The organism is Reyranella sp. (assembly GCF_017305915.1).
Lineage (GTDB): Bacteria > Pseudomonadota > Alphaproteobacteria > Reyranellales > Reyranellaceae > Reyranella.
Window position 1 is genome coordinate 64,888 of the sequence record NZ_JAFKJN010000010.1, and the last position, 23,216, is coordinate 88,103.

23 protein-coding genes and 1 pseudogene are annotated in these 23,216 nt (G+C 67.9%); 14 read left to right on the top strand and 10 right to left on the bottom strand.

The window, feature by feature from the left end:
* The first annotated feature begins 71 nt into the window (after positions 1–71).
* The gene (locus J0J01_RS08075) at positions 72–2,843 is read left to right on the top strand and encodes a DUF4159 domain-containing protein (protein ID WP_296379754.1); all 2,772 of its coding nucleotides are present in this window, start codon (positions 72–74) and stop codon (positions 2,841–2,843) included.
* Entirely contained in the window at positions 2,840–4,951 is a 2,112-nt protein-coding gene (locus tag J0J01_RS08080) for a hypothetical protein (RefSeq protein WP_296379755.1), read from the top strand. Before J0J01_RS08075 ends, J0J01_RS08080 begins: the two co-directional genes overlap by 4 nt.
* A 371-nt stretch (positions 4,952–5,322) precedes the next feature.
* Here J0J01_RS08080 and J0J01_RS08085 read toward each other — a convergent pair whose 3' ends face one another.
* Together J0J01_RS08085 and J0J01_RS08090 are read right to left on the bottom strand one after the other, a co-directional pair.
* The gene (locus J0J01_RS08085; RefSeq protein ID WP_296379756.1) at positions 5,323–6,105 is read right to left on the bottom strand and encodes a transglutaminase domain-containing protein; all 783 of its coding nucleotides are present in this window, start codon (positions 6,103–6,105) and stop codon (positions 5,323–5,325) included.
* The gene (locus J0J01_RS08090) at positions 6,102–6,515 is read right to left on the bottom strand and encodes a GFA family protein (RefSeq protein ID WP_296379757.1); all 414 of its coding nucleotides are present in this window, start codon (positions 6,513–6,515) and stop codon (positions 6,102–6,104) included. The genes J0J01_RS08085 and J0J01_RS08090 overlap by 4 nt, the downstream gene beginning before the upstream one ends.
* Before the next feature lie 23 nt (positions 6,516–6,538).
* On the opposite strand from J0J01_RS08090, the gene J0J01_RS08095 reads away from it, so the two are divergent.
* The 4 genes from J0J01_RS08095 to J0J01_RS08110 all read left to right on the top strand — a co-directional run bounded on the left by J0J01_RS08095 (position 6,539) and on the right by J0J01_RS08110 (position 9,871).
* On the top strand, positions 6,539–7,576 hold the full coding sequence (locus J0J01_RS08095; RefSeq protein ID WP_296379758.1) for a hypothetical protein: 1,038 nt from the start codon (positions 6,539–6,541) through the stop codon (positions 7,574–7,576).
* 71 nt (positions 7,577–7,647) lie between these two features.
* Positions 7,648–8,364 (top strand): pirin-like bicupin family protein, encoded by a 717-nt coding sequence (locus J0J01_RS08100; RefSeq protein WP_296379759.1) that lies wholly within the window; start codon positions 7,648–7,650, stop codon positions 8,362–8,364.
* A 176-nt stretch (positions 8,365–8,540) separates the two neighbouring features.
* Complete coding sequence (locus tag J0J01_RS08105) at positions 8,541–9,314, top strand: SDR family oxidoreductase (protein WP_296379760.1); 774 nt, start codon at positions 8,541–8,543, stop codon at positions 9,312–9,314.
* Between the two features lie 26 nt (positions 9,315–9,340).
* Complete coding sequence (locus tag J0J01_RS08110; protein ID WP_296379761.1) at positions 9,341–9,871, top strand: hypothetical protein; 531 nt, start codon at positions 9,341–9,343, stop codon at positions 9,869–9,871.
* A 139-nt stretch (positions 9,872–10,010) separates the two neighbouring features.
* Here the strand turns inward: J0J01_RS08110 and J0J01_RS08115 are convergent, their stop codons facing one another.
* The 3 genes and pseudogenes from J0J01_RS08115 to J0J01_RS08125 form a co-directional block, all read right to left on the bottom strand.
* Positions 10,011–10,271, bottom strand: a complete 261-nt coding sequence (locus tag J0J01_RS08115; protein WP_296379762.1) for a DUF559 domain-containing protein — start codon at positions 10,269–10,271, stop codon at positions 10,011–10,013.
* Positions 10,272–10,362: 91 nt separating this feature from the next.
* Entirely contained in the window at positions 10,363–11,466 is a 1,104-nt protein-coding gene (locus J0J01_RS08120; RefSeq protein ID WP_296379763.1) for an SRPBCC family protein, read from the bottom strand.
* Positions 11,467–11,528: 62 nt separating this feature from the next.
* A pseudogene (locus J0J01_RS08125) lies at positions 11,529–12,291 on the bottom strand (glucose 1-dehydrogenase).
* Between the two features lie 66 nt (positions 12,292–12,357).
* On the opposite strand from J0J01_RS08125, the gene J0J01_RS08130 reads away from it, so the two are divergent.
* Together J0J01_RS08130 and J0J01_RS08135 are read left to right on the top strand one after the other, a co-directional pair.
* On the top strand, positions 12,358–12,954 hold the full coding sequence (locus J0J01_RS08130) for a 2-hydroxychromene-2-carboxylate isomerase (protein WP_296379764.1): 597 nt from the start codon (positions 12,358–12,360) through the stop codon (positions 12,952–12,954).
* The gene (locus J0J01_RS08135) at positions 12,951–13,385 is read left to right on the top strand and encodes an OmpA family protein (RefSeq protein ID WP_296379765.1); all 435 of its coding nucleotides are present in this window, start codon (positions 12,951–12,953) and stop codon (positions 13,383–13,385) included. Before J0J01_RS08130 ends, J0J01_RS08135 begins: the two co-directional genes overlap by 4 nt.
* Here J0J01_RS08135 and J0J01_RS08140 read toward each other — a convergent pair.
* From J0J01_RS08140 to J0J01_RS08160, 5 genes are all read right to left on the bottom strand, one after another.
* A complete protein-coding gene (locus tag J0J01_RS08140) occupies positions 13,382–14,368 on the bottom strand; it encodes an NADPH:quinone oxidoreductase family protein (protein WP_296379766.1) in 987 nt (328 codons plus the stop codon). The two genes, J0J01_RS08135 and J0J01_RS08140, sit on opposite strands and share 4 nt — an antisense overlap.
* 4 nt (positions 14,369–14,372) lie before the next feature.
* On the bottom strand, positions 14,373–16,211 hold the full coding sequence (locus J0J01_RS08145; RefSeq protein WP_296379767.1) for a carbamoyltransferase: 1,839 nt from the start codon (positions 16,209–16,211) through the stop codon (positions 14,373–14,375).
* 18 nt (positions 16,212–16,229) lie between these two features.
* Positions 16,230–16,382: a DUF5989 family protein gene (locus J0J01_RS08150; protein ID WP_296379768.1), complete on the bottom strand. Its 153-nt coding sequence runs from the start codon at positions 16,380–16,382 to the stop codon at positions 16,230–16,232.
* A gap of 19 nt (positions 16,383–16,401) precedes the next feature.
* On the bottom strand, positions 16,402–16,833 hold the full coding sequence (locus J0J01_RS08155) for an SxtJ family membrane protein (protein WP_296379769.1): 432 nt from the start codon (positions 16,831–16,833) through the stop codon (positions 16,402–16,404).
* Between the two features lie 108 nt (positions 16,834–16,941).
* The gene (locus J0J01_RS08160; RefSeq protein WP_296379770.1) at positions 16,942–17,601 is read right to left on the bottom strand and encodes a TetR/AcrR family transcriptional regulator; all 660 of its coding nucleotides are present in this window, start codon (positions 17,599–17,601) and stop codon (positions 16,942–16,944) included.
* A 119-nt stretch (positions 17,602–17,720) separates the two neighbouring features.
* On the opposite strand from J0J01_RS08160, the gene J0J01_RS08165 reads away from it, so the two are divergent.
* From J0J01_RS08165 to J0J01_RS08190, 6 genes are all read left to right on the top strand, one after another.
* On the top strand, positions 17,721–18,386 hold the full coding sequence (locus tag J0J01_RS08165) for an HAD-IA family hydrolase (protein ID WP_296379771.1): 666 nt from the start codon (positions 17,721–17,723) through the stop codon (positions 18,384–18,386).
* Positions 18,387–18,388: 2 nt separating this feature from the next.
* Positions 18,389–19,936, top strand: coding sequence for a carboxyl transferase domain-containing protein (locus J0J01_RS08170; RefSeq protein ID WP_296379772.1), 1,548 nt, complete (start codon positions 18,389–18,391; stop codon positions 19,934–19,936).
* 112 nt (positions 19,937–20,048) lie between these two features.
* Positions 20,049–20,606 (top strand): RecX family transcriptional regulator, encoded by a 558-nt coding sequence (locus tag J0J01_RS08175; protein WP_296379773.1) that lies wholly within the window; start codon positions 20,049–20,051, stop codon positions 20,604–20,606.
* Between the two features lie 19 nt (positions 20,607–20,625).
* Positions 20,626–20,976: an arsenate reductase (glutaredoxin) gene (arsC, locus tag J0J01_RS08180; RefSeq protein WP_296379774.1), complete on the top strand. Its 351-nt coding sequence runs from the start codon at positions 20,626–20,628 to the stop codon at positions 20,974–20,976.
* Between the two features lie 16 nt (positions 20,977–20,992).
* Complete coding sequence (locus J0J01_RS08185; RefSeq protein ID WP_296379775.1) at positions 20,993–22,663, top strand: adenylate/guanylate cyclase domain-containing protein; 1,671 nt, start codon at positions 20,993–20,995, stop codon at positions 22,661–22,663.
* Positions 22,664–22,718: 55 nt separating this feature from the next.
* Positions 22,719–23,192, top strand: a complete 474-nt coding sequence (locus J0J01_RS08190) for a tetratricopeptide repeat protein (RefSeq protein ID WP_296379776.1) — start codon at positions 22,719–22,721, stop codon at positions 23,190–23,192.
* Positions 23,193–23,216: the final 24 nt, after the last annotated feature.

Consider the following 23,216-nt stretch of genomic DNA (forward strand, 5'->3'; position numbering starts at 1 on the left):
GCTAAAGCCGCTTCGCGGCGAAACGGCGACTGCGCGCTCATGAGCGGGCTGGAAGCCCGCGGTCCACAGACATGCTGAGTCTCGGCGCGCTCGCTTTCGCCGCCCCCGGCATGCTGGCGCTGTTGTTGGTGCTGCCGGTGATCTACTGGCTGCTGCGCCTGATCCCGCCGCTGCCGCGGCTGATCCGCTTCCCGGCGATCCGGCTGCTGATCGGGCTCGAGCCCAGCGAGCAGACGCCGATGAAGATGCCGTGGTGGCTGCTGCTGATGCGGTTGCTGCTCGCGACCTTCCTGATCCTCGCCGTCGCACGGCCGCTGCTCAATCCGCAGGCCGAGCTGCCGGGCAAGGGCCCGCTGCTGCTCGTGATCGACGACGGCTGGTCGTCGGCGCCCGGCTGGACCACCCGCATCGCCCACGCCGAGCGCCTGATCCAGCGCGCCGAGCGCGCCGGCCGGCTGGTGGCGCTGATGGGCACGGCGCCCGTGCCGCTCGACGCACCAACGGTGCGCAAGGGCGCGCTCCGGCCCGACGAGACCCGCACCATCCTGCGCGCCTTCCGGCCCAAGCCCTGGCCGACCGACCGCGCTGCGGCCGCGCGCGAGATCGATGCGCTGAAGCTCGATCCCGGCGCCTACGTCGTGTGGCTGAGCGACGGGCTTGAAGATCCGGGCGCGGCCGCGCTCACCGAGCGGCTGCAGAAGTTCGACGGCCTGCAGGTCGTGCTGCCCGATGCCGCCAACACCCCGCTGCTCCTGTTGCCGCCCAACGCCGAGGGCCGCGACCTCAAGGTCACCGCGCTGCGGCCGGTCGCCGATGGCCCGCGCAAGGCCGCGATCCAGGCGGCCGACGACCAGGGCCGCATCGTGGCCCGCATCGAGCTCGACTTCGCCGCCGCTGCCACCAAGGGCGAGGGCATGCTGCAGGCACCGCCCGAGCTGCGCAACCGCATGACCCGGCTCGACATCGAATCGCAGGGCGGCGCCGGCAGCACCGTGCTGCTCGACGAGCGCAACCGCCGCCGGCCGGTCGCCATCCTGGGCGAGCGCGCCGCCGCCACCGGTCAGCCGCTGCTGCAGGAGGTCTACTTCCTCGAGCGCGCGCTCGATCCCTATGTCAGCCTGACGATCGGCGATCGCGAGACGGTGCTCACCCGCAACACCGCCGTGCTGCTGGTCCCCGACGGCGCTGTGCCCTCCGCCAACGACCGCGACGAGATCGCCAAATGGATCGAGCGCGGCGGCGTCGCGGTGCGCTTCGCCGGCCCGAACCTCGCCGGCGGCGCCGATCCGCTGGTGCCGACGCCGCTCCGGCTGGGCGACCGCGCGCTGGGCGGCGTCATGAGCTGGGGCCAGCCGAGCGTGCTCGCCGAGTTCCCGACCAACAGCCCGTTCCTCGGTATCCCGATCCCCAAGGACGTGCGCATCCAGCAGCAGGTGCTGGCCGAGCCGACGCCGGACCTCGCCGACAAGACCTGGGCGCGACTGACCGACGGCACGCCGCTGGTCACCGGCGAGAAGCGCGGGCAGGGTTACCTGGTGCTGATCCACACCACCGCCAACACGAGCTGGAGCAACGTGGCGCTGTCGGGGCTGTTCGTGAACATGCTGCAGCGCCTGGTGACTCTGTCGCGCGGCGTCGCCGGCGATGGCGTCAACAAGGCGCTGAAGCCGTGGCGCACGCTCGACGGCTTCGGCAAGCTCGGCGCGCCGCCCGCCGGCGCGCAGATGCTGCCGGCCGATGCCGACCAGACCTTCGCACCCAGGCCGACCACGCCGCCGGGCTTCTACGGCGACGAGAACGCGCAGGTCGCCTTCAACATCGGTGGCCATGTCGCCGCGCCCAAGCCGCTGGCGCTGCCCGCGGGCGTCGCGACCGACCGGCTGTCGGAAGGCGGCGAGACCGATCTGTCGCGCTGGTGCCTGCTCGCCGCCGCGCTGCTGCTGCTGCTCGACCTGCTGCTGTCGCTGTGGCTGCGCGGGCTGATGCCGCGAGCGGTGCGCATCGGCCGCGCGGCACCGGCCGCCGTGCTGCTCGGCCTCGCCGTGTTCGCCCTGCCGCCCGACACGCAGGCACAGACGCAGCGTGTCGCGGCACCGGCGCCGGAGAAGGCGGGCCCGCCGCCGCTCACCGACGACCAGGCGCTCAAGGGATCGCTCGATACGCGGCTGGCCTACATCATCACCGGCGACAAGGACGTCGACGACACCAGCAAGGCCGGCCTCGAGGGGCTGAGCGAGGTCCTGCGCAACCGCACCTCGGTCGAGCCGGCCGATCCGGTCGGCCTCGACCTCGAGAACGACGAGCCGCGCCTCTATCCGCTGATCTACTGGCCGATCACCTCGACCCAGCCCAACCTGTCGCCGCGCGCCTCGGCGTCGCTCGACCGCTACCTGCGCACCGGCGGCATCCTGTTCATCGACACGCGCGACCAGCAGATGTCGTTCGACCGGCCGGTCGGCGGCAACCCGGACCTCAAGCGCCTGCTCTCGGGCATCGAGACGCCGCCCCTGATCGTCATGCCGCCCGACCACGTGCTGACCAAGTCGTTCTATCTCCTGTCCGACATGCCGGGCCGCTGGACCGGTGGCAAGGTGTGGATCGAGTCCGGCGGCGGCCGGGTCAATGACGGCGTCACCACCATCGTGATCGGCGCCAACGACTATGCCGGCGCCTGGGCGGTCGACCAGCGCGGCCGCGGCATGAACCCGGTGACGCCCGGCGGCGAGACCCAGCGCGAGATGAGCTTCCGCGTCGGCGTGAACCTCGTGATGCACGCGCTGACCGGCAACTACAAGGACGACCAGGTTCATATCCAGGACATCATGCAGAGGCTCCGGCGATGAACCCGACCTCCGCCGTTTCGATCGCCTTCGATCCCGTGCTGGGCTGGCCGGTGCTGATCGCGCTCGGCGCAGCCGGCCTGATCCTGGTGCTGCTCGGCATCCGTGCCGGCGCGCGCGGCATGCTGTGGCGCTCGCTCGCCGTCATCGTCGTGCTGGCCGCGCTCGCCAACCCGGCGCTGATCGAGGAGCAGCGCAAGCCGATCGCCGACGTGGCGCTGGTCGTCACCGACGACAGCGATTCCATGGCGATCGGCGACCGTCATGCCCAGGTCCAGGCGGCCAAGGAAGCGCTGAAGAAGAAGCTCGGCCAGCAGGAAGGCCTCGAGATCCGCGAAGCCACCCTGCCGCCCTCGCACATCCAGCTCGGCAGCGAGCGGCCGGGCGGCACGCGCCTGATCGAGACCATGCGCTCGGCGCTGGTCGAGGTGCCGCCGGAGCGGCTGGCCGGCGTGATCCTGCTGACCGACGGCCAGGTCCACGACGTGCCGGCCGGCCTGCCGCCGGAGCTGGGCGGCGCACCGGTGCATGCGCTGATCGCCGGCAAGAAGGGCGAGCGCGACCGGCTGATCGTGGTCGAGCAGTCGCCGCGCTACGGCGTGGTCGGCCGCCAGGTCACCGCCAAGTTCCGGATCGAGGATCCCGCCGGCGGCACCGCGCCGGTCACCATCTCGGTCGGCGGCGAGGTCGTGCGCCGGCTCGATGTGCCGGTCGGCCGCTCGGTCGAGTTGCCGATCACCGTCGGCAATCCCGGCGCCAACGTCGTCGAGCTCGAGGTGGCGCCCGGGCAGAACGAGCTGACCCTCGACAACAACCGCGCCATCTTCACCATCAACGGCGTGCGCGACCGGCTGCGCGTGCTGCTGGTCTCGGGCGAGCCCTACCAGGGCGAGCGGGCGTGGCGGAATCTGCTGAAGAGCGATCCCGCCGTCGACCTGGTGCACTTCACCATCCTGCGCACGCCGCAGAAGGACGACTTCACGCCGGTGCGCGAGCTGTCGCTGATCGTCTTCCCGATGCGCGAGCTGTTCGAGCAGAAGCTCAAGGAATTCGACCTGATCATCTTCGACCGCTACGAGTCGGGGAACCTGATCACGCGTGATTACTTCCGCAACATCGCCGAATACGTGAAAGGCGGCGGCGCGCTGCTGGTCTCGGTCGGGCCGGTGTTCGCCACCCAGCGCTCGCTCTACCGCACGCCGCTCGGCACCATCCTGCCGGCCGCGCCGCTCGGCGACGTGCTGGAGCAGGGCTTCAAGCCCAAGATCACCGAGATCGGCCAGCGCCATCCCGTCACCGCCAACCTGCCGCAGTCGGGCGGCCCCGGGAAGGAGCCGGACTGGGGCCGCTGGTTCCGGCTGGTCACGTCGCGCACCGACCACGGCAACGCCGTTCTCGAAGGCGCCGAGAGCAAGCCGCTGGTCATCCTCGACCGCGTCGGCGAGGGCCGCGTGGCGCAGTTGATGTCCGATCACCTGTGGCTGTGGAACCGCGGCATCGACGGCGGCGGGCCGCAGCCCGAGCTGGTGCGCCGAGTCGCGCACTGGCTGATGAAGGAGCCCGACCTCGAGGAGGAGGCGCTGCGCGCCACCGCCGTCGGCGGCCGTATCGAGGTCACGCGCCGCACGCTGTCGGCGACCTTCCCGCCGGTCACCATGACGGCACCCGGCACGCCGACGCCCAGCCAGCCCAACGCCGGCGCCACGCGCACGCTGGAGCTGCGCCAGATCGCGCCGGGGCTCGGCCAGGCGATCGTCGATGTCGACAAGCCCGGTCTGTATCGCTTCGACGACGGCACGCTGCGCACCGTGGCCGCGGTCGGCAATCCCGACCCGCTGGAATTCTCCGACGTGCGCGCCACCGACCAGAAGCTGAAGCCTCTGGTCGAGGCCTCGGGGGGCAGCATCCAGTGGCTGAGCGACACGCCGGAGCCCGATATCCGCTCGGTCCGCCCCGGCCGCGCCGCCGGCGGCTCCGACTGGATCGGCCTGCGCCGCAACGAAGGCTACACCGTCGCCGGCATCAACCAGACGCCCTTGCTGCCGGGCATCCTGGTGGCGCTCGCCTTCCTGGTGGCGCTGGGCAGCGCCTGGTGGCGCGAGGGCCGCTAGGGCGCGCACGCATTCCATCGGTTTGCGACGGTTTTCACCGTTTTTGTCAAAGCCACGGTTTTGTGCGCCGGCGAGCGGCGTACAGGAGTGGACTGAACAGAGTCGAGACAGGGTCATGCCGGCCACCTTGCACCGACTCGGCACCAATCCCCTATTAAGGGCAATGGAAGCTCGTATTCCTCAAGGAATCAGGGGCGAGAATCGCGTTCCATTGCCCATAATGAGTTCGTCTGTGGAGCCTTATCCACAACCCTGCTCCAAGAGGCCGGTGTGGCGCGTGCGCCGTCGCTGCCATCCGGCACCGTCTTCGTCATCGCCGGCCGGGCGATGAGCTTCACTGCCGCGCACTCGGCCTCCTGCCGCCGCCGGCATCACGCTGAGGGCGAGACGGGCGGCGGGCCGTGGCCGACCAGGCAGGTCGCTGACGCGATGCGATCGCCCACGGTGAGGGCATAGTCGTCCAGCATCTTGTCGGGGTCGGGGATCGATCGCCAGGCATCCCAGTCCGACGTTTCCTGTTTGCGCAGGGCAAACAGGTCGCGCATCAGGTTGACCTGCAGGAACCACGCCCCTGTCGCGTCACCGTGCCCGAAGGCGATGTCCTCGGCTTCCCCCGCGCGCCACATCGTCCACGCCTCGCCGGCATTGAGGAACGTGCCCGCCGGCAGGTCGGTCGGATCGAAGGCGACGCGCAGATGCTCGCGCTGCATCGCATCGAGCTGGGCATCGGCCAGCGCCCAGCGACTTTCGTCCGGCCGCCAGTATTCGCAAACCCAGTGGTCCTCGAATGGATTGGCGGGGAAGTAGCTGGCGAAGCCGCAGCGCACGCGCGCCGGCACGCCGCGCTCGCGCAAGGCGCTGCAGGTCATCAGCGCGAAGTCGCGGCAGGTGCCGGGTGTGCGGCGCTCGGGCGGCAGGTCGCGGCGACCCGCCGCCTCGACCAGCGCCATGCGGCGGGCGACCGGCAGCGTCTCGCGGCTGAGATCGGCGGTGACGCCGTAGGCCGCCGCCCAGTCCGAATGGATCACGACCCCCTGGATGAAGGCGCACAGCCCTGCGAGATCGCTGAACGCCGCCAGAGGGGCCGCGAACCGGCCCGGCTCGGTGAGCGTGCCGTGTGTCTGGTAGTAGGGGGTCCGGTAGTAGTCGGTCATGCCGAGCTCTTCGGATGACTCGGGATCGAGTCCGGGAACGGCAGCCAGCCGTGCTTGCTCTCGCACCAGACGGTGCGCGACGGCGCGGGAAACGTCGGATCGGCGAAGGCGCCGACGGCGACGCTCAGCATGTTGGACACATGCGCGGCCTCCCAGAACACGTTCGAGCCGCAGGTCGGGCAGAAGTGGAAGGTGAGCCACCGGCCGCTGTCGCCGGCACGGCGCCAGGTCCGGTGCTCGCCCTCGATCGCGACGACCTGGTAGCGCCAGAAGAACGAGGTCGAGCCGAACACCGCGCCGGTGCGGCGCTGGCAGGCACGGCAGTGGCAGGACGAGACGAGCACCGGGTCGCCGTGAAGACGGACCCGGAGCTGGCCGCAATGGCAGGCGGCCTGGCGTTGGACAGTCATGGGGCGAGGTTTACCATGGTGGCATGGCTGAAATCCTCGCCCTTGGGTTGACCCACTATCCGCCGCTCTGGGGTCCCGACGAGCGCATGTCGTGGATCTTCCGGCGCATGCTCGCCAATCCGAAGTTGCCGGAGACGCTGAAGCAGCCCGAGGGCTGGCCCGAACCGGCGCGCGCCCAATGGAGCGACGACCAGGGCACCGCCGAGGCGGGCCGCCATCGCGCGGCGATGGTCGAGTGGTTCCGCAAGACGCGGGCCGCGCTCGACGCCTTCAAGCCGGACTTCGTGCTGATGTGGGGCGACGACCAGTACGAGAACTTCAAGGAAGACGTGGTGCCGCCCTACTGCCTGTTCGCCTACGAGCGGCACAAGTTCGCGACGCCGCCCGGCAACGTCTGGGGCGAGTCCGACAAGGTCTGGGACCTCGCCGGCCATCCGAAGGCCGCCAAGATGCTGGCGTCGCGGTTGATCGAGGACGGCTTCGACACCGCCTATGCCTACAAGCCGCTGCACCATGCGCTCGGCCACGCCTTCACCAACGCCATTCTCTATCTCGATTACGACCGCCGGGGCTTCGATTATCCGTTCGTTCCCTTCGCCATCAACTGCTACGGCCGCAAGGTGCTGGCGCAGCGCGGCGGCCTGCCGGTGTTCGATCGCGAGATCGGCGAAGCGGATTTCGATCCGCCGTCGCCATCGCCCAGGCGGCTGTTCGAATTGGGCGCGGCGACGGCGCGCATCCTGGCCGAGTCGCCGTATCGCGTGGCGCTGATCGCCTCGTCGGGCTGGAGCCACGCTTTCCTGACGCCGAAGAACAACTTCCTGTGGCCCGACACCGCTGCCGACCGGCGCATGTTCGACGCGCTCGAGCGCTGCGACTGGGAGGCCTGGCGCGGCCTGTCGACAACGGCCGTCGAGGACAGCGGCCAGCAGGAGATCCTGAACTGGTCGTGCCTGGCTGGCGCCATGAGTGCGCTTGGCCTCAGGCCGCGCGAGACCGGCTTTCTCGACACCTGGATATTCAATTCCAGCAAGGCCTTCCTGATCGCGCCGCCGGCCTGAAAGGGCCGTTACCAACGCGAAACTTGATCGCTTGTCGTCAGTGGCCATCTTGGCGGCAAGAGGTAAACATCATGATCGAACTCAGGCCTTTCGAGAAACTCGGCAAGTCGGACCACGGTTGGTTGAAGGCCAACTTCCACTTCAGCTTCGCCGACTATCGCAACAAGGATCGCGTGCATTGGGGCGCCCTGCGCGTCTGGAACAACGACAAGATCGCGCCGCAGACCGGCTTCCCGCCGCATCCCCATCGCGACATGGAGATCGTGACCTATGTCATCAAAGGCGCGATCACCCACCAGGATCACCTGGGCAACCAGGGCCGCACCGAGGCCGGCCAGATCCAGGTGATGAGCGCGGGCCAGGGCATCCAGCACGCCGAATACAACAAGGAGAACGACGAGACGGAGCTGTTCCAGATCTGGATCCTGCCGAACAAGGAAGGCGTGCCGGCGCGCTGGGAGACCGTGCAGTTCCCGGAGAACGCGCGCGACGGCAAGCTGGTGCCGCTGGCCTCCGGCCGCGGCCACGACGGCGCGATCCCGCTCCATGCCGACGGCGCGCTGTTCGCCGGCAAGCTGAGAGCCGGCGAGACGATAAGGCAGAAGCTCGACGGCAAGCCGGCCTATCTCGTGCCCGCCAGGGGCAAGATCGAGGTGACGGGCGCCGACGGCAAGCCGGTCAAGGCCAACGCCCGCGACGGCGTCGCCGTGGTCGACCAGGCCGAGATCGAGATCAAGGCGGTCGAGGACGCCGAGATCGTGCTGGTCGAAACCGATCAGTTGAACTGATCCCAAAATCTCCCTCCCCCGTCAAAGCGCCTTCTGAGGCGCGACACGGGGGAGGTGCCCGAAGGGCGGAGGGGGAAAGCCCCAGTAAAGATCTGCAATTCGAAAATCGACTTTGAGGCCTTCCCCCTCCCTACCCTCCCCCGTATGACGGGGGAGGAGAAGAGAGGGAGGAGTGCATGGCCTACAAGGGCTTCGATCTCAGCGGCAAGGTCGCGCTGGTGACCGGCGGCAACGGCGGCATCGGCTTCGGCATGGCCGACGCGATGGCGGAGGCCGGCGCCGATGTCTGCATCTGGGGCACGCGCAAGGAGAAGACCGACGCCGCGGCCGAGAAGCTCAGGCGCCACGGCCGCAAGGTCCATTCCCAGATCGTCGATGTCGGCGACGAGAAGCAGGTGATCGACGCCTTCGCCGAGACCGTGAAGGTGCTGGGCCACGTCGACAACTGCGTCGCCAATGCCGGTGTCTCGGGCCGCGGCAAGGGCTCGATCCTCGAGATGGACTACGAGGAATGGCGCCGCGTCACGCGGATCAACCTCGATGGCGTGTTCTTCACCTTCCGTGCGGCGGCCAAGCACATGGCCGAGCGCGGCAAGGGCGGCTCGCTGGTGGCGATGGCCAGCACCGCGGCGATCGAGGGCGCGGCGCGCTCCAGCCACTACGGCGCCAGCAAGGGCGGCGTCTGCGCCATGGTGCGGGCGCTGGCGGTCGAGCTCGCCCGCTACAACATCACGGTCAACTCGATCCTGCCGGGCTGGATCGAGACCGAGATGACGGCCAATGCCGTCGCCAACCCGAAGTTTGCCGGCAACGTCCTGCCGCGCATTCCGGAGCGGCGCTGGGGCGTCGGGGCCGATTTCGGTCCGCTGGCCGTCTACCTCGCCTCCGACGCGACCAAGTACACGACGGGGCGCGACTTCGTCATCGATGGCGGCTATACCCTTTTCTAAGCCTGAAGACTTCCGGAGTACCCAGGATGATGAAGACGTTCGCCGCCGCTGCAGCCGCTCTGCTGATCGCGGTTCCCGCCGTGGCGCAGCAGCAGAAGCCCGTCGCGCCGGCCGCCGCCAAGCCGGCCGCTGCCGCGACCGCCGACGAGGACAAGTATGTCGGCTACTACTATGCCAAGCCGAACTCGACCGAGATCTATCAGTCGGCCATGCAGATGATCGCCGGCGTCGACCGCGCCCAGCGCGTGCAGTTCGTCACCGTGGTGTCGCAGGGCACGATCCAGTCGTCCTATCGCGTGCCCTACTCGGTGTTCGTCAAGGGCGAGAAGGCCGACAAGCTGATTATCGTCGGCCTGGCGCCCAACGAGTTCGGCACGATCTACCGCATGCGCGCGCTGCTCGCGAACATGACGACGATGTCGCGCCTGTCGCCGTTCTTCCAGGAGCGCACGGTGGCCGAGGACGCGACGTTCTTCGACCTGCTGAAGCTGCTCGGCTTCACCTCGGTGACCATCACCGACGGCGACAAGCTCACTCACCAGGTGACAATCAAGTAGAGGTCTTCCACCTCCCCCGTCATACGGGGGAGGCCGGGAGGGGGAAAGCCTCAGTCGAAGCGCCCGTCCATCTCAGGCCGATGCAGCGCCTGACAAATGGTTTCGACGACCGCTTCGGTCTCTGAAAAGACCTGCCCATTCAGAATCGCAGCACACGGTAGCCATGCTGCCTCAGGTAGGCGTCGCGACGCGCGTCGTAAGGCGCGTCGATCACATGTTGACTGCCGTCGAGCTCCACGATCAGGCCGGCTTCCAGACAAACAAAGTCGCAGACATACTTTCCCATCGGATGCTGACGACGGAACTTGAAGCCGTTCAGTTGGCGACCTCGCAGGTGGCGCCAGAGGAGCTTCTCGGCTTCGGTCGCGGTGTTGCGGAGTTCCTGGGCGTAGCTTGTCATCGGCGAACTGAAGCGCCAATTCTGGGCGTAGATTAGGCGAAAGCAGCAACTATCGGTTGCCTTCCCCCTCCCCTGTATGACGGGGAGGAAGTCAGAGGATCGCCTTATCAATCTCCGCGTGGTACCAGCCCAGCGCTTTCTCGAATTTGCCGAAGGTCTGCTGCCGGTTCGCTCCCGTATGGCAGTTGCGCTGGATTGTCTCGCCGATGCCCAGGTCCTCGACCAGCGCCGAGGCGAACAGGTTGCGGTTGGCTTCCCAGTAGCTCTCCGGCTTCTTCGCCTTCTCCTCCGGGCTGATCAGCACCGAGAAGTGCAGCACCGATTCCTCGGGCCCGATCGGGAAGCTGGTGAAGATGCCGCAATGGTCCTGGGTGTAGGTCAGCACCGTGTTGGGAAACATCGCATAGAGCACGATCGCATGGTCGGTGATGCGCCAGTCCTCTTTCGGCTGCCCCTCCAGCTCGGTGAGCGTGCGCTTGGCCGCCGCGATGCGGATATGCTGCCCTAGCTGCTCGTAGGTCGCGATGTTGTCGAGGAACAGCGGGAATACCGTCTCGGGATGCAGGTAGCGGAAATGGTAGAGTTCGAGGAAGGTGTCGATCACCAGCTTCCAGTTCATCTTCTTGGCGATCGGCTCGAAGCTGTGCCGCTCCCAGCCCTCCATGGTCCAGCCTTCGAGGTCGGGCTGCAGTTGGCCGAGATAGGCGTCGATGTCGAGGGTCGCGTCCTCGTGATCGTCGAGCGCGGTCGGCACGACCCAGATCAGCCCGTACTTCTCGGCCGCCTTCAGCCGGCGCAGGCCGTATTTGCTTTTGTCGACCTCGCCGAACGCCGTGCCGTCGGTGATGCCAAGCAGCCGGCCGGTGAGGTCGTAGGCCCAGCCGTGATAGGCGCAGACGAAGGCGCGCTTGTTGGCGCCGCACGCCGCCTGTTCGACGCAGGCGCTGCGATGGCGGCAGACATTGAGGAAGGCCCGCAGTACGCCGTCGGTGCCGCGCGCGATCAGGATCGGCTGGCCTGACGCGTCGTGGGTGACGAAGTCGCCGGGCGCGGCGACCTGCGCCGAGTGGCCGACCACGATCGGGTGCCGGCGGAACAGCACGTCGACCTCGCGCCGGTATTGCACGGGATCGAAGTAGCCCTCGACCGGCGTGTGGCTGAGACCGGGTCCGTCGTCCCGCGTGTTGGTACGCACCATACGCAACATACGCTCGAGATACGCAACCTGGTCCGCATGCCGCATGGCCGGCCTCCGGGTTAAATGGCGTTCATGCCGCCGTCGATCACCAGTTCGGTGCCGGTGACGAAGCGCGACTCGTCCGAAATCAGGTACAGGATGCCATAGGCGATGTCCTCGGGCGTGCCGAATTCGCCGATCGGGATGGTCCGGAGCGCCCGTTCGCGGGCCTTGTCGTTGGGCAGGATGCCCTGGCCCATCGGCGTCATGATGATGCCGGGATGGACCGAATTGCAGCGGATCCTGTAGCCCTTGCGGGCGCAGTCCATCGCCACCGTCTTGGTGAACTGCCGCACCGCGCCCTTGCTGGCGCCGTAGGCCGACAGCGCCGGCGTGCCGAGGAAGGCCGCCAGCGACGAGGTGTTGACGATCGATCCGCCGCCCGACTGCTTCATCGCCGGCACGCCGTACTTGCAGCCCAGGAACACGCCCTGGACGTTGATCGACAGCATGCGCTGCCATTGCTCGACCGTCTCGGTCTCGAAGGTCGAGGGGAAAGGCCCGGCGATGCCGGCATTGTTGACCAGCCCGTTCAGCCTGCCTTCGCGCGCCATCACCGCATCGATGATGCGCTTCCAGTCCTCCTCGCGGGCCGTGTCGTGCTCCTCGAAGCGCATTGCCGCCGATCTGCTGGACGGTCTCCAGCCCGCCCGGCTGGTTGATGTCGGTCACGATCACGGTGGCGCCCTCGGCTGCCAGCAGCTTCGCGGTGGCGCGGCCGATGCCCGACCCCGCCCCCGTCACCAGTACGACCTTGCCTGCAACCCGGCTCATGCGTTCCATCCCTGAACTGTCTTGAGCCAAGGCTAGAAGCGGCGCAGCTTGGGCTCAAGCAGGGAGGTGGCCCCGATGGCCCGCACACTGGAATTCTACTTCGACTATGGCAGCCCCTATTCGTACCTGGCCGACACCCAGGTCGAGGCGATCGCCCGGCGCGCCGGGGCAACGCTCCAGCGCAAGCCGATGCTGCTGGGCGGCGTGTTCAAGGCGACCGGCAACGCCTCGCCCATGACGGTGGCGCTGAAATCCAGATGGAGCGCCTTCGACATGCCGATGTGGGCGCGCCACTACGGCGTGCCGTTCAACCGCAATCCCCACTTCCCGGTGAACACGCTGGCGCTGATGCGCGGCGCCGCGGCGGCTGAGATCGACGGCGTGTTCGAGACCTATCACCCGGCGATGTATCGGGCGATGTGGGTCGACGGCCGGAACCTCAACGACATCGAGGAAGTCGCCGCCGTGCTGACCGCGGCCGGTCTCGACGCCCGGAAGTTCGGCCAGCGCATCCAGGACCAGGACGTGAAGGACCGCCTCAAATCGACCACCGACGAGGCCGTGGAACGCGGCGTGTTCGGCGCCCCGACGATGTTCGTCGGCGACATGATGTTCTTCGGCAACGACCGTCTGCCGTTCGTCGAGTTGGCCTTGAAGGGAGAGCTCAAGTGATCCGTCCCGCCCTGCTTGCGATCGGCCTGGTGCTGGCCGGCACACCCGCGGGGGCGCAGACGGTTGGGCCGTGCCCGGGCAATGTCGGCTCGGCGGCGGTATCCAAGCCGAGTTGGGTGCTGTTCGACCTCGGCAGCGCGGTGGTGAAGCCCGAATACAAGGCGACGATCGCCGAGGCGGCCAAGACCGCCAAGGCGCGCCAGGCGACCAAGGTCTGCGTGGTCGGCCAGACCGACAAGCTGGGCGACAAGAGCTACAACGCCAAGCTGGCACAGCAGCGCTCGCAGGCGGTCGCCGCCGAGCTGATCAAGGCGGGCTACCCGGCCAAGGACGTGGTGATCGCCTCCAACCCCGAGGCGTTCGGCAACATGAGCTTCGGCGGCAGCGACGCGTCGGAGAAGGACCGCCGCGTCACCATCATCCCGCGTTAGGCCGTCGTGATCACGACCTTGCCGACGACCTGACGGTCGATCAGCGCCCGGAAGGCGTCGGCCGCGCGCTCCATCGGGAAGCAGTGCGAGATGTGAGGGCGCATGACGCCCTGCGCGGCGAGCTTCGGCAGCACTTCGATGTAATCGCGGCCGAGCTCGGGCGCGATCCGCGCGATGGTCTCGCCGGCCCGCACGCCGAGGACCGTCAGGCCTTTGATCAGCACGTGGTTGGACATGATCGTGCTCGGCCCACCCGAGGTAAAGCCGATGATCAGCAGTCGCGCGCCGTAGGCCGCAGCGCGCATGGATTTCTCCAGCACCTCGCCGCCCACCGGATCGTAGATCACATCGGCGCCCTTGCCGCCGGTCAGCTCCTTCACTGCCGCCACGAAATCGGTCGTGCGGTAGTTCACGACCGCATCGGCGCCGCTATGGCTCTTCACGATCGCGAGCCGCGCATCGTCGCCGCCGGTCGCGATCACGTAAGCGCCGAGATGCTTGGCGAGTTGCACCGCCGCCAACCCGACGCCGCCCGACGCGCCGTGCACCAGCACGACGTCGCCCTTCTTCGTTCCGGCGCGATGGACCAGCGCGTGATAGGCGGTGTGGGCGGCGACGCGGTAGCCCGCGCCCTCGATCTCCGACCAACCGTCGGGCAGGCGCATCATGCCGTCCGGCTTGGTCACCTTGGCGTACTCGGCAAAGGCGCCCGGCCGCACGCCGAAGATCACCTTGTCGCCGGGCTTCCAGCCTCGGACGTCGCTGCCGACGGCATGGATGGTGCCGGCCCCTTCCATGCCGGGAATGAACGGCACTTGCTGCTTGTGCTGATAGGTGCCGGCGACCGAGAGGATGTCGGGGAAATTGACGCCCGCCGCGCCGACCCGGACGACGACGTCGCGCGGCCCCGGCTCGGGCGTCGGAACCTCTTTGACCTGGAGGACGGAGGGATCGCCGAGGCGATCGGCAACGACCGCCCGCATGAGGCTAGTCGAGCTCGAAGGCGTTCTTGTAGTCGAGCTTCAGGGCCGGATCCTGGTCTTCCTTCTTGAGGAAGCAGTTGCCGACCACCAGCACCTCGATCTCGCTGCCCATGAAGCAGCGGAAGGCGTCCTCGGGCGTGCAGACGATCGGCTCGCCGCGCACGTTGAACGAGGTGTTCACGACCACCGAGCTGCCGGTCTGCTGCTTGAACGACGAGATCAGGTCGTGGAACGCCGGATTGGTCTCCTTGTGCACCGTCTGGATGCGGCCGGAATAGTCGATGTGCGTCACCGCCGGGATGTCCGACCGCGGCACGTTCAGCTTGTCGATGCCGAACAGCTTGTCTTCCTCGGCGGTCATGGTGCGGCGGCGCTCTTCCTTCACCGGCGCCACCATCAGCATGTAGGGGCTGTCGGTGTGGATGTCGAAATACTTGTCGACGTCCTCGCGCAGCACCGCCGGCGCGAACGGCCGGAACGACTCGCGGTACTTCACCTTGAGGTTCAGCGTCTTCTGCATCGACGGCGAGCGGGCGTCGCCGAGGATCGAGCGGGCGCCCAGCGAGCGCGGCCCGAACTCCATGCGGCCCTGCATCCAGCCGACCGCCTTCTCGCTGGCGAGCGCCTCGGCGGTGTGAAAGATCATCTTGTCGTAGGGCAGCTGGACGAATTTGGCGCCGGCCTTGGTCAGGCGCTCGGCGATCTCGTCGTCCTCGTAGGCCGGCCCGAGATAGGAGCCCTCCATGCCGTCCATGTGGCCGTTGAGCTTGCGCGCCTGGCCGAGATAGCCGTGATAGGCGGCATAGGCGGCACCGACCGCGCCGCCGGCATCGCCGGCCGCCGGTTGCACCCAGATGCCGTCGAAGATGTTCTCGCGCAGCAGCTTGCCGTTGGCGACGCAGTTCAGCGCCACACCGCCCGCGAGGCAGATGTTCCTGGCGCCCGTCTCCTTCTTCACCGAGCGGGCGAGGCGCAGCACGATCTCCTCGGTCACCGCCTGGATCGAGGCGGCGAGGTCCATGTGCTTCTGGGCCAGCAGCTCCTTGTCGGGCTTGCGCGCCGGTCCGCCGAACAGGTCGGCGAACTTGTCGTTGGTCATGCGCAGGCCGGTGCAATAGTCGAAATAGGTCTGGTCGAGCCGGAAGGTGCCGTCTTCCTTGAGGTCGACGATGTTGTTCAGGATCGTGTCCTTGAACTTCGGCTCGCCGTAGGGCGCCAGCCCCATCACCTTGTACTCGCCCGAGTTCACCTTGAAGCCCGTGTAATAGGTGAAGGCCGAATAGAGCAGGCCGATCGAGTGCGGGAAGTGGATCTCCTTCAGCATCTCGAGCTTGTTGCCCTGGCCCCAGGCGAGCGAGGTCGTCGCCCATTCGCCGACGCCGTCCATGCACAGGATCGCGGCCTCCTCATAGGGCGACGGGAAGAACGCCGAGGCGGCGTGGCTCTGGTGATGCTCGCCGAACAGCAGGCGCTTGTGCCAGTCGAAGTCCGGTTGCCACTTCTTCATCTCGTCGCGCAGCAGGGTCTTCTGGAACAGCTTCTCCTTCAGCCACAGCGGCATGGCCATGCGGAAGGAGCTGAAGCCGCGCGGCGCGAAGGCGAGGTAGGTCTCGAGCAGCCGCTCGAACTTCAGGAACGGCTTGTCGTAGAAGGCGACGTAATCGACGTCGGCCAGCTTGATGCCGGCCTGGTCGAGGCAGTAGTTCACCGCGTGCTCGGGGAAGCCGGAGTCGTGCTTCTTGCGGGTGAAGCGCTCTTCCTGCGCGGCACCGACGAGCTTGCCGTCCTCGATCAGCGCCGCGGCGCTGTCATGGTAGAAGGCCGAGATCCCCAGTACCCGCATGTTCGCCCCGCGTGTTCGCTAGAACAGCGTGTAGATGAACGGCGCGATCGCCGAGCCCTTGGTCAGCACGATCAGGCCGCCGAAGATCACCATCATGATCATGATCGGCAGCAGCCAGAACTTCTTGCGCTCCCGCATGAACGCCCAAAGCTCGACGATAATCGAACCCATAGTCTCCCTACTCCCGCGATCAGAACTGGTTCTTCATGGATTGCGGCGGCGGCCCCGGGGGCTCGCGCTCGATCCAGTAGCTCTTGGCGCCGCGGTCCATGCGCAGGCGCAGGAAATCCTTGCCGAACGCCCGCATGATGAGGCCGATCGGCGTGATGGTCACGAAGAACAGCAGGCCGAGGACCAGCGGGTTCATGACCTTGTAGAGGAGAAGGCCGAACTTCAGCCAAAGCCGGTTCAGCGGCGCCAGCACCTTGGGATAGGTGTAGGCAATCACCAGGAACGCGACCGCCAGCGGCAGGGTGTAATGCCAGCCGCGATGGTCGCGATGCCACGACAGAACGCTTACAAGGGCAAAGAAGCCCGCGAAAACGAGGCCAAATCCGCGATCGGAGCCAGCCTTGACGTGCTCCTCCCGCGAGAAATCCTCATGCAATCCGCTGGTCGCCATGAATGCTGCGGCCGGTTCCTTTTCGGGGGCCTTAAGTCCCTGATCGCCAACGCGAAGTCAATGGCGAGCAGGGACAGTTTGTGAGCCGTTTTGGCTCAGGCCTGGGCCTTACGCCTTCTGGCCGACAGCCTGCGCCAGCAGGGCGGTCAAGGTAAGGCGCCACACGGCGACCGCGCGCTCGAGGCTGAGGCCGTCGCGGCGACGCAGCACGATCCAGGCATCGAGCGACAGCGCCGCGCCGATGGCGTCGGCCAGCTCCTCGCGGGCCTGCTCGGTGAGGGTGGCGAACTCGGGCGCGAACACCTCGAAGGTCGCCTCACGCAGCTCGTTGCGCGCCTGCTGGCTGCGCTCGGTCAGCGCCGGATGGTCGACGAACTGGCCGGCCGCCACGCGCAGCGGGACGACCTTGTCGAACAGCTCGGCGAACGCCTTCACGACGTCCTCGATGCGCGCCTCCAGGGGACGGCTCGCCGACGGCATCTCCGGCACGGCCACGTCGGCCCGGATGCTGTCCATCACAGTTACGAAAAGTGACTCAACGTCGTGGAAATGCTGGAACACCGACCGGACCGAGACGTCGGCCCGCTTGGCGACGCCCACCACGGTGGGGGCCACGCTCGTCTCCGCGATCATGGCCTTGGCCGCCGCGATGATCTTGCGCCGGGTCTCGGCCGCGCGACGATTGCGCCCGTCGGTTCGCACCATAGTGTTACCTGCCTCTGCCGCCACGGCGTCGCCGCGCGGCGCTACAACCGCTACATCCGTCATTTCATCTTCCTGATCGGAAAGTGAAGGCGCCGGCTAGTCGATGACCGGGTCGGTCGCCTATTGGGAGCGGGTGAAATAGGCGCCGACTGCGGCAGGAACAAGGTAAAGACGGTCGCACCATGCTGAATACGAGCCATGCACCCCCTCTCGCGGTCCTGTGGGATTTCGGGGGCGTCATCCTGACTAGTCCGTTCGAAGCCTTCCGGCGCTACGAAAACGAGGCTGGCCTTCCCGAAGATTTCATCCGCGGCCTCAATGCGCGCAATCCAGACGTCAATGCCTGGGCGAAAATGGAACGAAGCGAGGTGACGCTCGCGCAGTTCGTCGCGCTGTTCGAAGCGGAAGCTGCGGCGCACGGTCACAAGCTCGACGGCTGGCGCGTGCTGCAGGCGATCAGCGGCGACATTCGGCCGCAGATGGTGGAGGCCCTGCGCCGCTGCAAGGCGGCCTTCAGGGTCGCCTGCATCACCAACAACATGAAGCACGGCGAAGGACCCGGCATGGCGCGCAGCCCGGACAGGGCCGCGGCGGTCGCCGAAGTGATGACGCTGTTCGAGCACGTGGTCGAATCGAGCAAACTCGGCTTCCGCAAGCCCGATCCGCGCATCTACCAACATGCCTGCGAGCTGATCGGCGTGCCGCCGGAGCGTTGCGTTTATCTCGACGATCTCGGCATCAACCTCAAACCCGCCAAGGCCCTGGGCATGCGGACGATAAAGGTGGGCGATCCAGACAAAGCGATCGCCGAATTGGAAGCGATCGTCGGCATCCCACTGAAAGGCTGACCATGAGCTGGGAGAAAGAAGTCGAGGAGCTGCGCCGCCGCGAGGCCTTCGCGCAGCGCATGGGCGGACCCGATAAGATCAAGCGCCAGCACGACGGCGGCAAGCTGACGGTGCGCGAGCGCATCGACCGGCTGCTCGACACGGACTCCTTCCACGAGATCGGTGCCATTGCCGGCAAGGCCGAGTACGACGCTGACGGTCAATTGGTCGACTTCACGGCTTCCAATTTCGTGATGGGTCGCGGCCGCATCGACGGCCGGCCGGTGGTGGTCGGCGCCGACGACTTCACGGTGCGCGGCGGCGCGGCCGACGCCTCGATCCACGAGAAGCAGGTCGTGTCCGAGCAGATGGCGGGCGAGCTCGGCATCCCGGTGGTGCGGCTGGTCGACGGCACCGGCGGCGGCGGCTCGGTGAAGAGCTACGAGATAACCGGCACGACCTACGTGCCGAAGAATCCCGGCTGGGAGCATGTGGTCGACAACCTGGCCCGCGTGCCGGTGGTGGCGCTGGGCCTGGGCTCGGTCGCCGGGCTGGGCGCGGCGCGGCTGGTGACGTCGCACTATTCGCTGATGGTGACCGGCATCTCGCAGATGTTCGTCGCCGGCCCGCCGGTGGTGGCGCGGCTGGGGGAGAAGGTCACCAAGGAGGAACTGGGCGGCACCGAGATCCACGCCCGCAACGGCGCGGTCGACGACGAGGTCGCGAGCGAGGACGAAGCCTTCGCGCGCACGCGGCGGTTCCTGAGCTACCTGCCCTCCTCGATCGACGGCCTGGCCGAGCGGCAGCCGAGCAACGACGACCCCAATCGCCGCGAGTCCGCGCTGATCGAGGCGATCCCGCGCGACCGCCGCAAGGTCTATCGCGTCAGGCCGATCGTCGAGGCCTGCGTAGATCGCGGCAGCTTCCTCGAGATCGGCAAGATGTGGGGCCGCTCGGTGGTGACCGGCCTCGCCCGGCTCGACGGCTGGCCGGTCGCGGTGCTGGCCAGCGACCCCTTCTTCTATGGCGGCGGCTGGACGACCGATGCCAGCCACAAGGTCACGCGCTTCGTCGATTTCTGCGAGACCTTCCATCTGCCGGTGGTGCACTTCGTCGACATCCCGGGCTTCGTGATCGGCGTCGCCGGCGAGAAGGCGGCCACCATCCGGCACGGCGCGCGGGCGCTGGCCGCGGTCTACCAGGCCAAGGCGCCGTGGTGCTCGATCCTGCTGCGCAAGTCGTTCGGCGTGGCGGGGGCGGCGCACCAGAACTGGCAGAAGTACAATTTCCGCTATGCCTGGCCGTCGGGCGACTGGGGTTCGCTGCCGCTCGAGGGCGGCATCGAGGCCGCCTACAAGGCCGAGCTCGCCGCCGCGCCCGATCCGGCGGCGCATCTCGCGGCGATCGAGGCGCGGCTCAACAAGGTGCGCTCGCCTTTCCGCACCGCCGAGCGCTTCGGCGTCGAGGAGATCATCGACCCGCGCGACACCCGCAGGCTCCTGTGCGAGTTCGCCAATCTGGCCGCGCCGATGCGCAGGCCCGGCCCGCGCAGCTTCGGATACAGGCCGTGAAACAGACTCTCCCACCTCCCCCGTCATACGGGGGAGGCAGGGCGGGGGAAGGCGACAACACGACTGCGGCTTACCCCCTCCTGTATCCTCCCCCGTATGACGGGGGAGGAGCATGAGTAGGAAGATCGTCAAACCGATCACCGCCAAATACCTGCAGAACGCCGCGACGTTCTATCTCGAGCGCTATCCCAGCACGGCCGAGGGCCTGCGCCGCGTGCTGAACCGGCGGGTGCGCAAGGCGGAGATGGCCGAGACGCCGATCATCGACGACGTCAAGCAGACCATTGACGCCATCGTGGCGAAGTTCGTCGGCGCGGGCGTAGTCGACGACAAGGCCTTCGCCCAGACCAAGGCAAGGGCGCTGCACCGGCGCGGCACCTCGACCCGCCAGACTCGGCAGCGGCTGAAGCTCGCCGGCATCGACGAGGAGACGCTCGACCAGGCGATGGCCGGCCTCGACCAGGAGCTCGACACCGATCCGCGCCGGCGCGAATGGCAGGCCGCGGTGGCACTGGCCCGCCGCCGTCGGCTCGGGCCGTTCCGGCAGAAAGACCGCAAGGAGCTCCGCAATCGCGATCTCGCCGCCATGGCGCGCGGCGGCTTCGAGTACGACCTTGCCAAAAAGGTGATCGACGCACCCGACCCCGACTCACTGGACGAGCCGCGCTGACGCGGGCCATGCTCGGCGCATGACCGTCACGATCTGGCACAATCCGCGCTGCAGCAAGTCGCGGCAGACGCTCGAGCTCCTGCAGAAGAAAGGCGTCGCGCCCGTCATCCGGGAATATCTCAAGGAGCCGCCCGGTAAGGCTGAGGTGGAGAAACTGATCGACATGGTGGGCGGCGATCCCGGCGAGTTGGTCCGCGACGGCGAAGCCGAGTTCAAAGCGCTCAAAAAGAAAAAGGCCGAGATGAGCAAGGCCGACATCGCCAGGGCCATCGCGGCCCATCCCATCCTGCTGCAGCGGCCGATCGTGGTTGCCGGCAAGAAGGCCGCGATCGGGCGGCCACCGGAAGCGGTGCTGCCGCTCCTGAAGTAGGCACGGAGGCCACGACGTGGTCGGCCGCCTGCGACTCTGGTCGGGCTACGTCCTTCTCGCCTATGTCACCACGCATCTGCTGAACCACGCGCTCGGCCTGATCTCGCTGCGCGTCATCGAGGCCGGCCGCCTCTGGTTCGTCTTCGTCTGGCAGAGCCTGCCGGGCCAGGTCGTGCTCTACGGCGCGCTGACCCTGCATTTCAGCCTCGCGCTGTGGGCGATCGTGCGCCGCCGCTCATTGCATCTCTCGGCGTGGGAATGGACGCAGCTCGGGCTCGGCATGTCGATCGTGCCGCTGGCGGCGCTGCATGCCGTCGCGACGCGGGTGGCGCACGACTATTACGGCGTGCAGAGCGGCTATCCCTGGGTGCTGGCCTCGCTCGCCTCGAGCGGCTGGTGGGGCATCGCGCGCCAGTTCTCCCTGCCGTTCGTGGTCTGGATCCATGCCTGCATCGGCCTCCACTTCGCCTGGCGCCTGCGCCCCTGGTATCGCGACTGGCTGCCGGTGCTCTACGCCATCGCCCTGCTGGTGCCGGCAGCCGGCGTCGCCGGCGCAGCGATCGCGCTGCGCGACATGCTCGAGATGGCACAGGTGCCCGGTTTCCTGCGCGATGTCTTCGACAAGGTGCACGCGCCGAACGCATCAACCGCGGCAGAGCTCTACATGATCGCCGACACGCTGGCCGGCGGCGCATTGGTGCTGCTGGCGGCCGCGTTCGCGGCGCGGCCGGTGCGCGATTACTGGGAACGGCGCGCGGGTGTCGTCCATCTCGCTTACAGCGACCGCAAGCGGGTCGACAGGGCGGCGGGCCTCAGCGTGCTGGAGATGAGCCGCATCGCCGGCATCCCGCACGCCTCGGTGTGCGGCGGCCGCGGCCGCTGCTCGACCTGCCGGGTGCGCGTGGGCGGCCCCGACCGCGCCAAGCTGCCGCCGCCCTCGCCCGAGGAGCAGAAGGTGCTGACGCGGGTCGGCGCGCCGGAGAATGTCCGGCTCGCCTGCCAGCTCCGGCCGCCGCCCGGCCGCTACCGCATCACGCCGTTGCTGCCGGCGACGTCCGGCCCGGTCGAGGCCTATCGCCGCCAGCCGCAGGCGCATGGCGGCGAACGCTATGTCGCGATCCTGTTCGCCGACATCCGGGGCTTCACCTCGATCTCCGAGGGCCGCCTGCCCTACGACGTGGTGTTCCTGCTCAACCGCTATTTCCGCGCCACCGGCCAGGCGGTGCAGGCGGCCGGCGGCCGGCTCGACAAGTTCATCGGCGACGGCGTAATGGCGATCTTCGGCCTCGACCGCGAGCCTGAGGTGGCCTGCCGCCAGGCGCTCGACGCCGCCCGCCGCATGTCGCTGGCGCTGGAGGACCTCAACGAGGCCCTGTCGGGCGATCTCGACCAGCCGCTGCGCATCGGCATCGGCCTGCATGCGGGACCGGCGATCGTGGGCGAGATGGGCTACGACCGCGCCGCCTCACTGACCGCCATCGGCGACACGGTGAACACCGCGAGCCGGCTCGAAACGCTGACCAAGGAGTTCAAGGTCGAGCTGGTGGTTTCACAGGAGCTGATCGACCGCGCCGGCGCCGATCTCTCGGCCGCGCCGATGCACGAGGTCGATATCCGCGGCCGCCAGGGTAAGCTTGCCGTGCGCGCCGTCGTCAGTGCCCGTGACCTCACGGCCTTGTCATCGTGATTTCGTTGCGCGGGCCGGTAGGTCCGTGAGGATGCCGGCAAAGGAGACATCGATCATGCGCGCCCTTTCGATCCTCGCCGCTCTGGCGATCGCAGCCTCGGCCGGCGGTGCGCTCGCCATGGGCAACGATTCGCAGCCGTCGTCGGCAGCATCGGGCGATCCGGACTACGGCCGCGCCAAGGCGATGATCGAGGCCAGGAAGTACGGCGAGGCGATCCCGGTGCTGCAGCAGGTCGTCGCCAAGAACCCCAAGAACGCCGACGCCTACAATCTGCTGGGCTTCGCCACGCGCAAGTCGGGCAACCCGCAGGGCTCGCTGCAGTACTACACCACGGCGCTGCAGATCGATCCCAAGCATCTCGGCGCCAACGAATATATCGGCGAGGCCTACCTGATGCTCGACCAGCCGCAACAGGCCGAGCAGCATCTCGCGCGCCTCGATCAGCTCTGCGTCTTCGGTTGCGCGGAATATCGCGAGCTCAAGGCCGCGATCGCCAACTACAAGGCCGGCAAGAAACCGACGAACTAGGGTATTCGCCCCAGCACGAGGAGG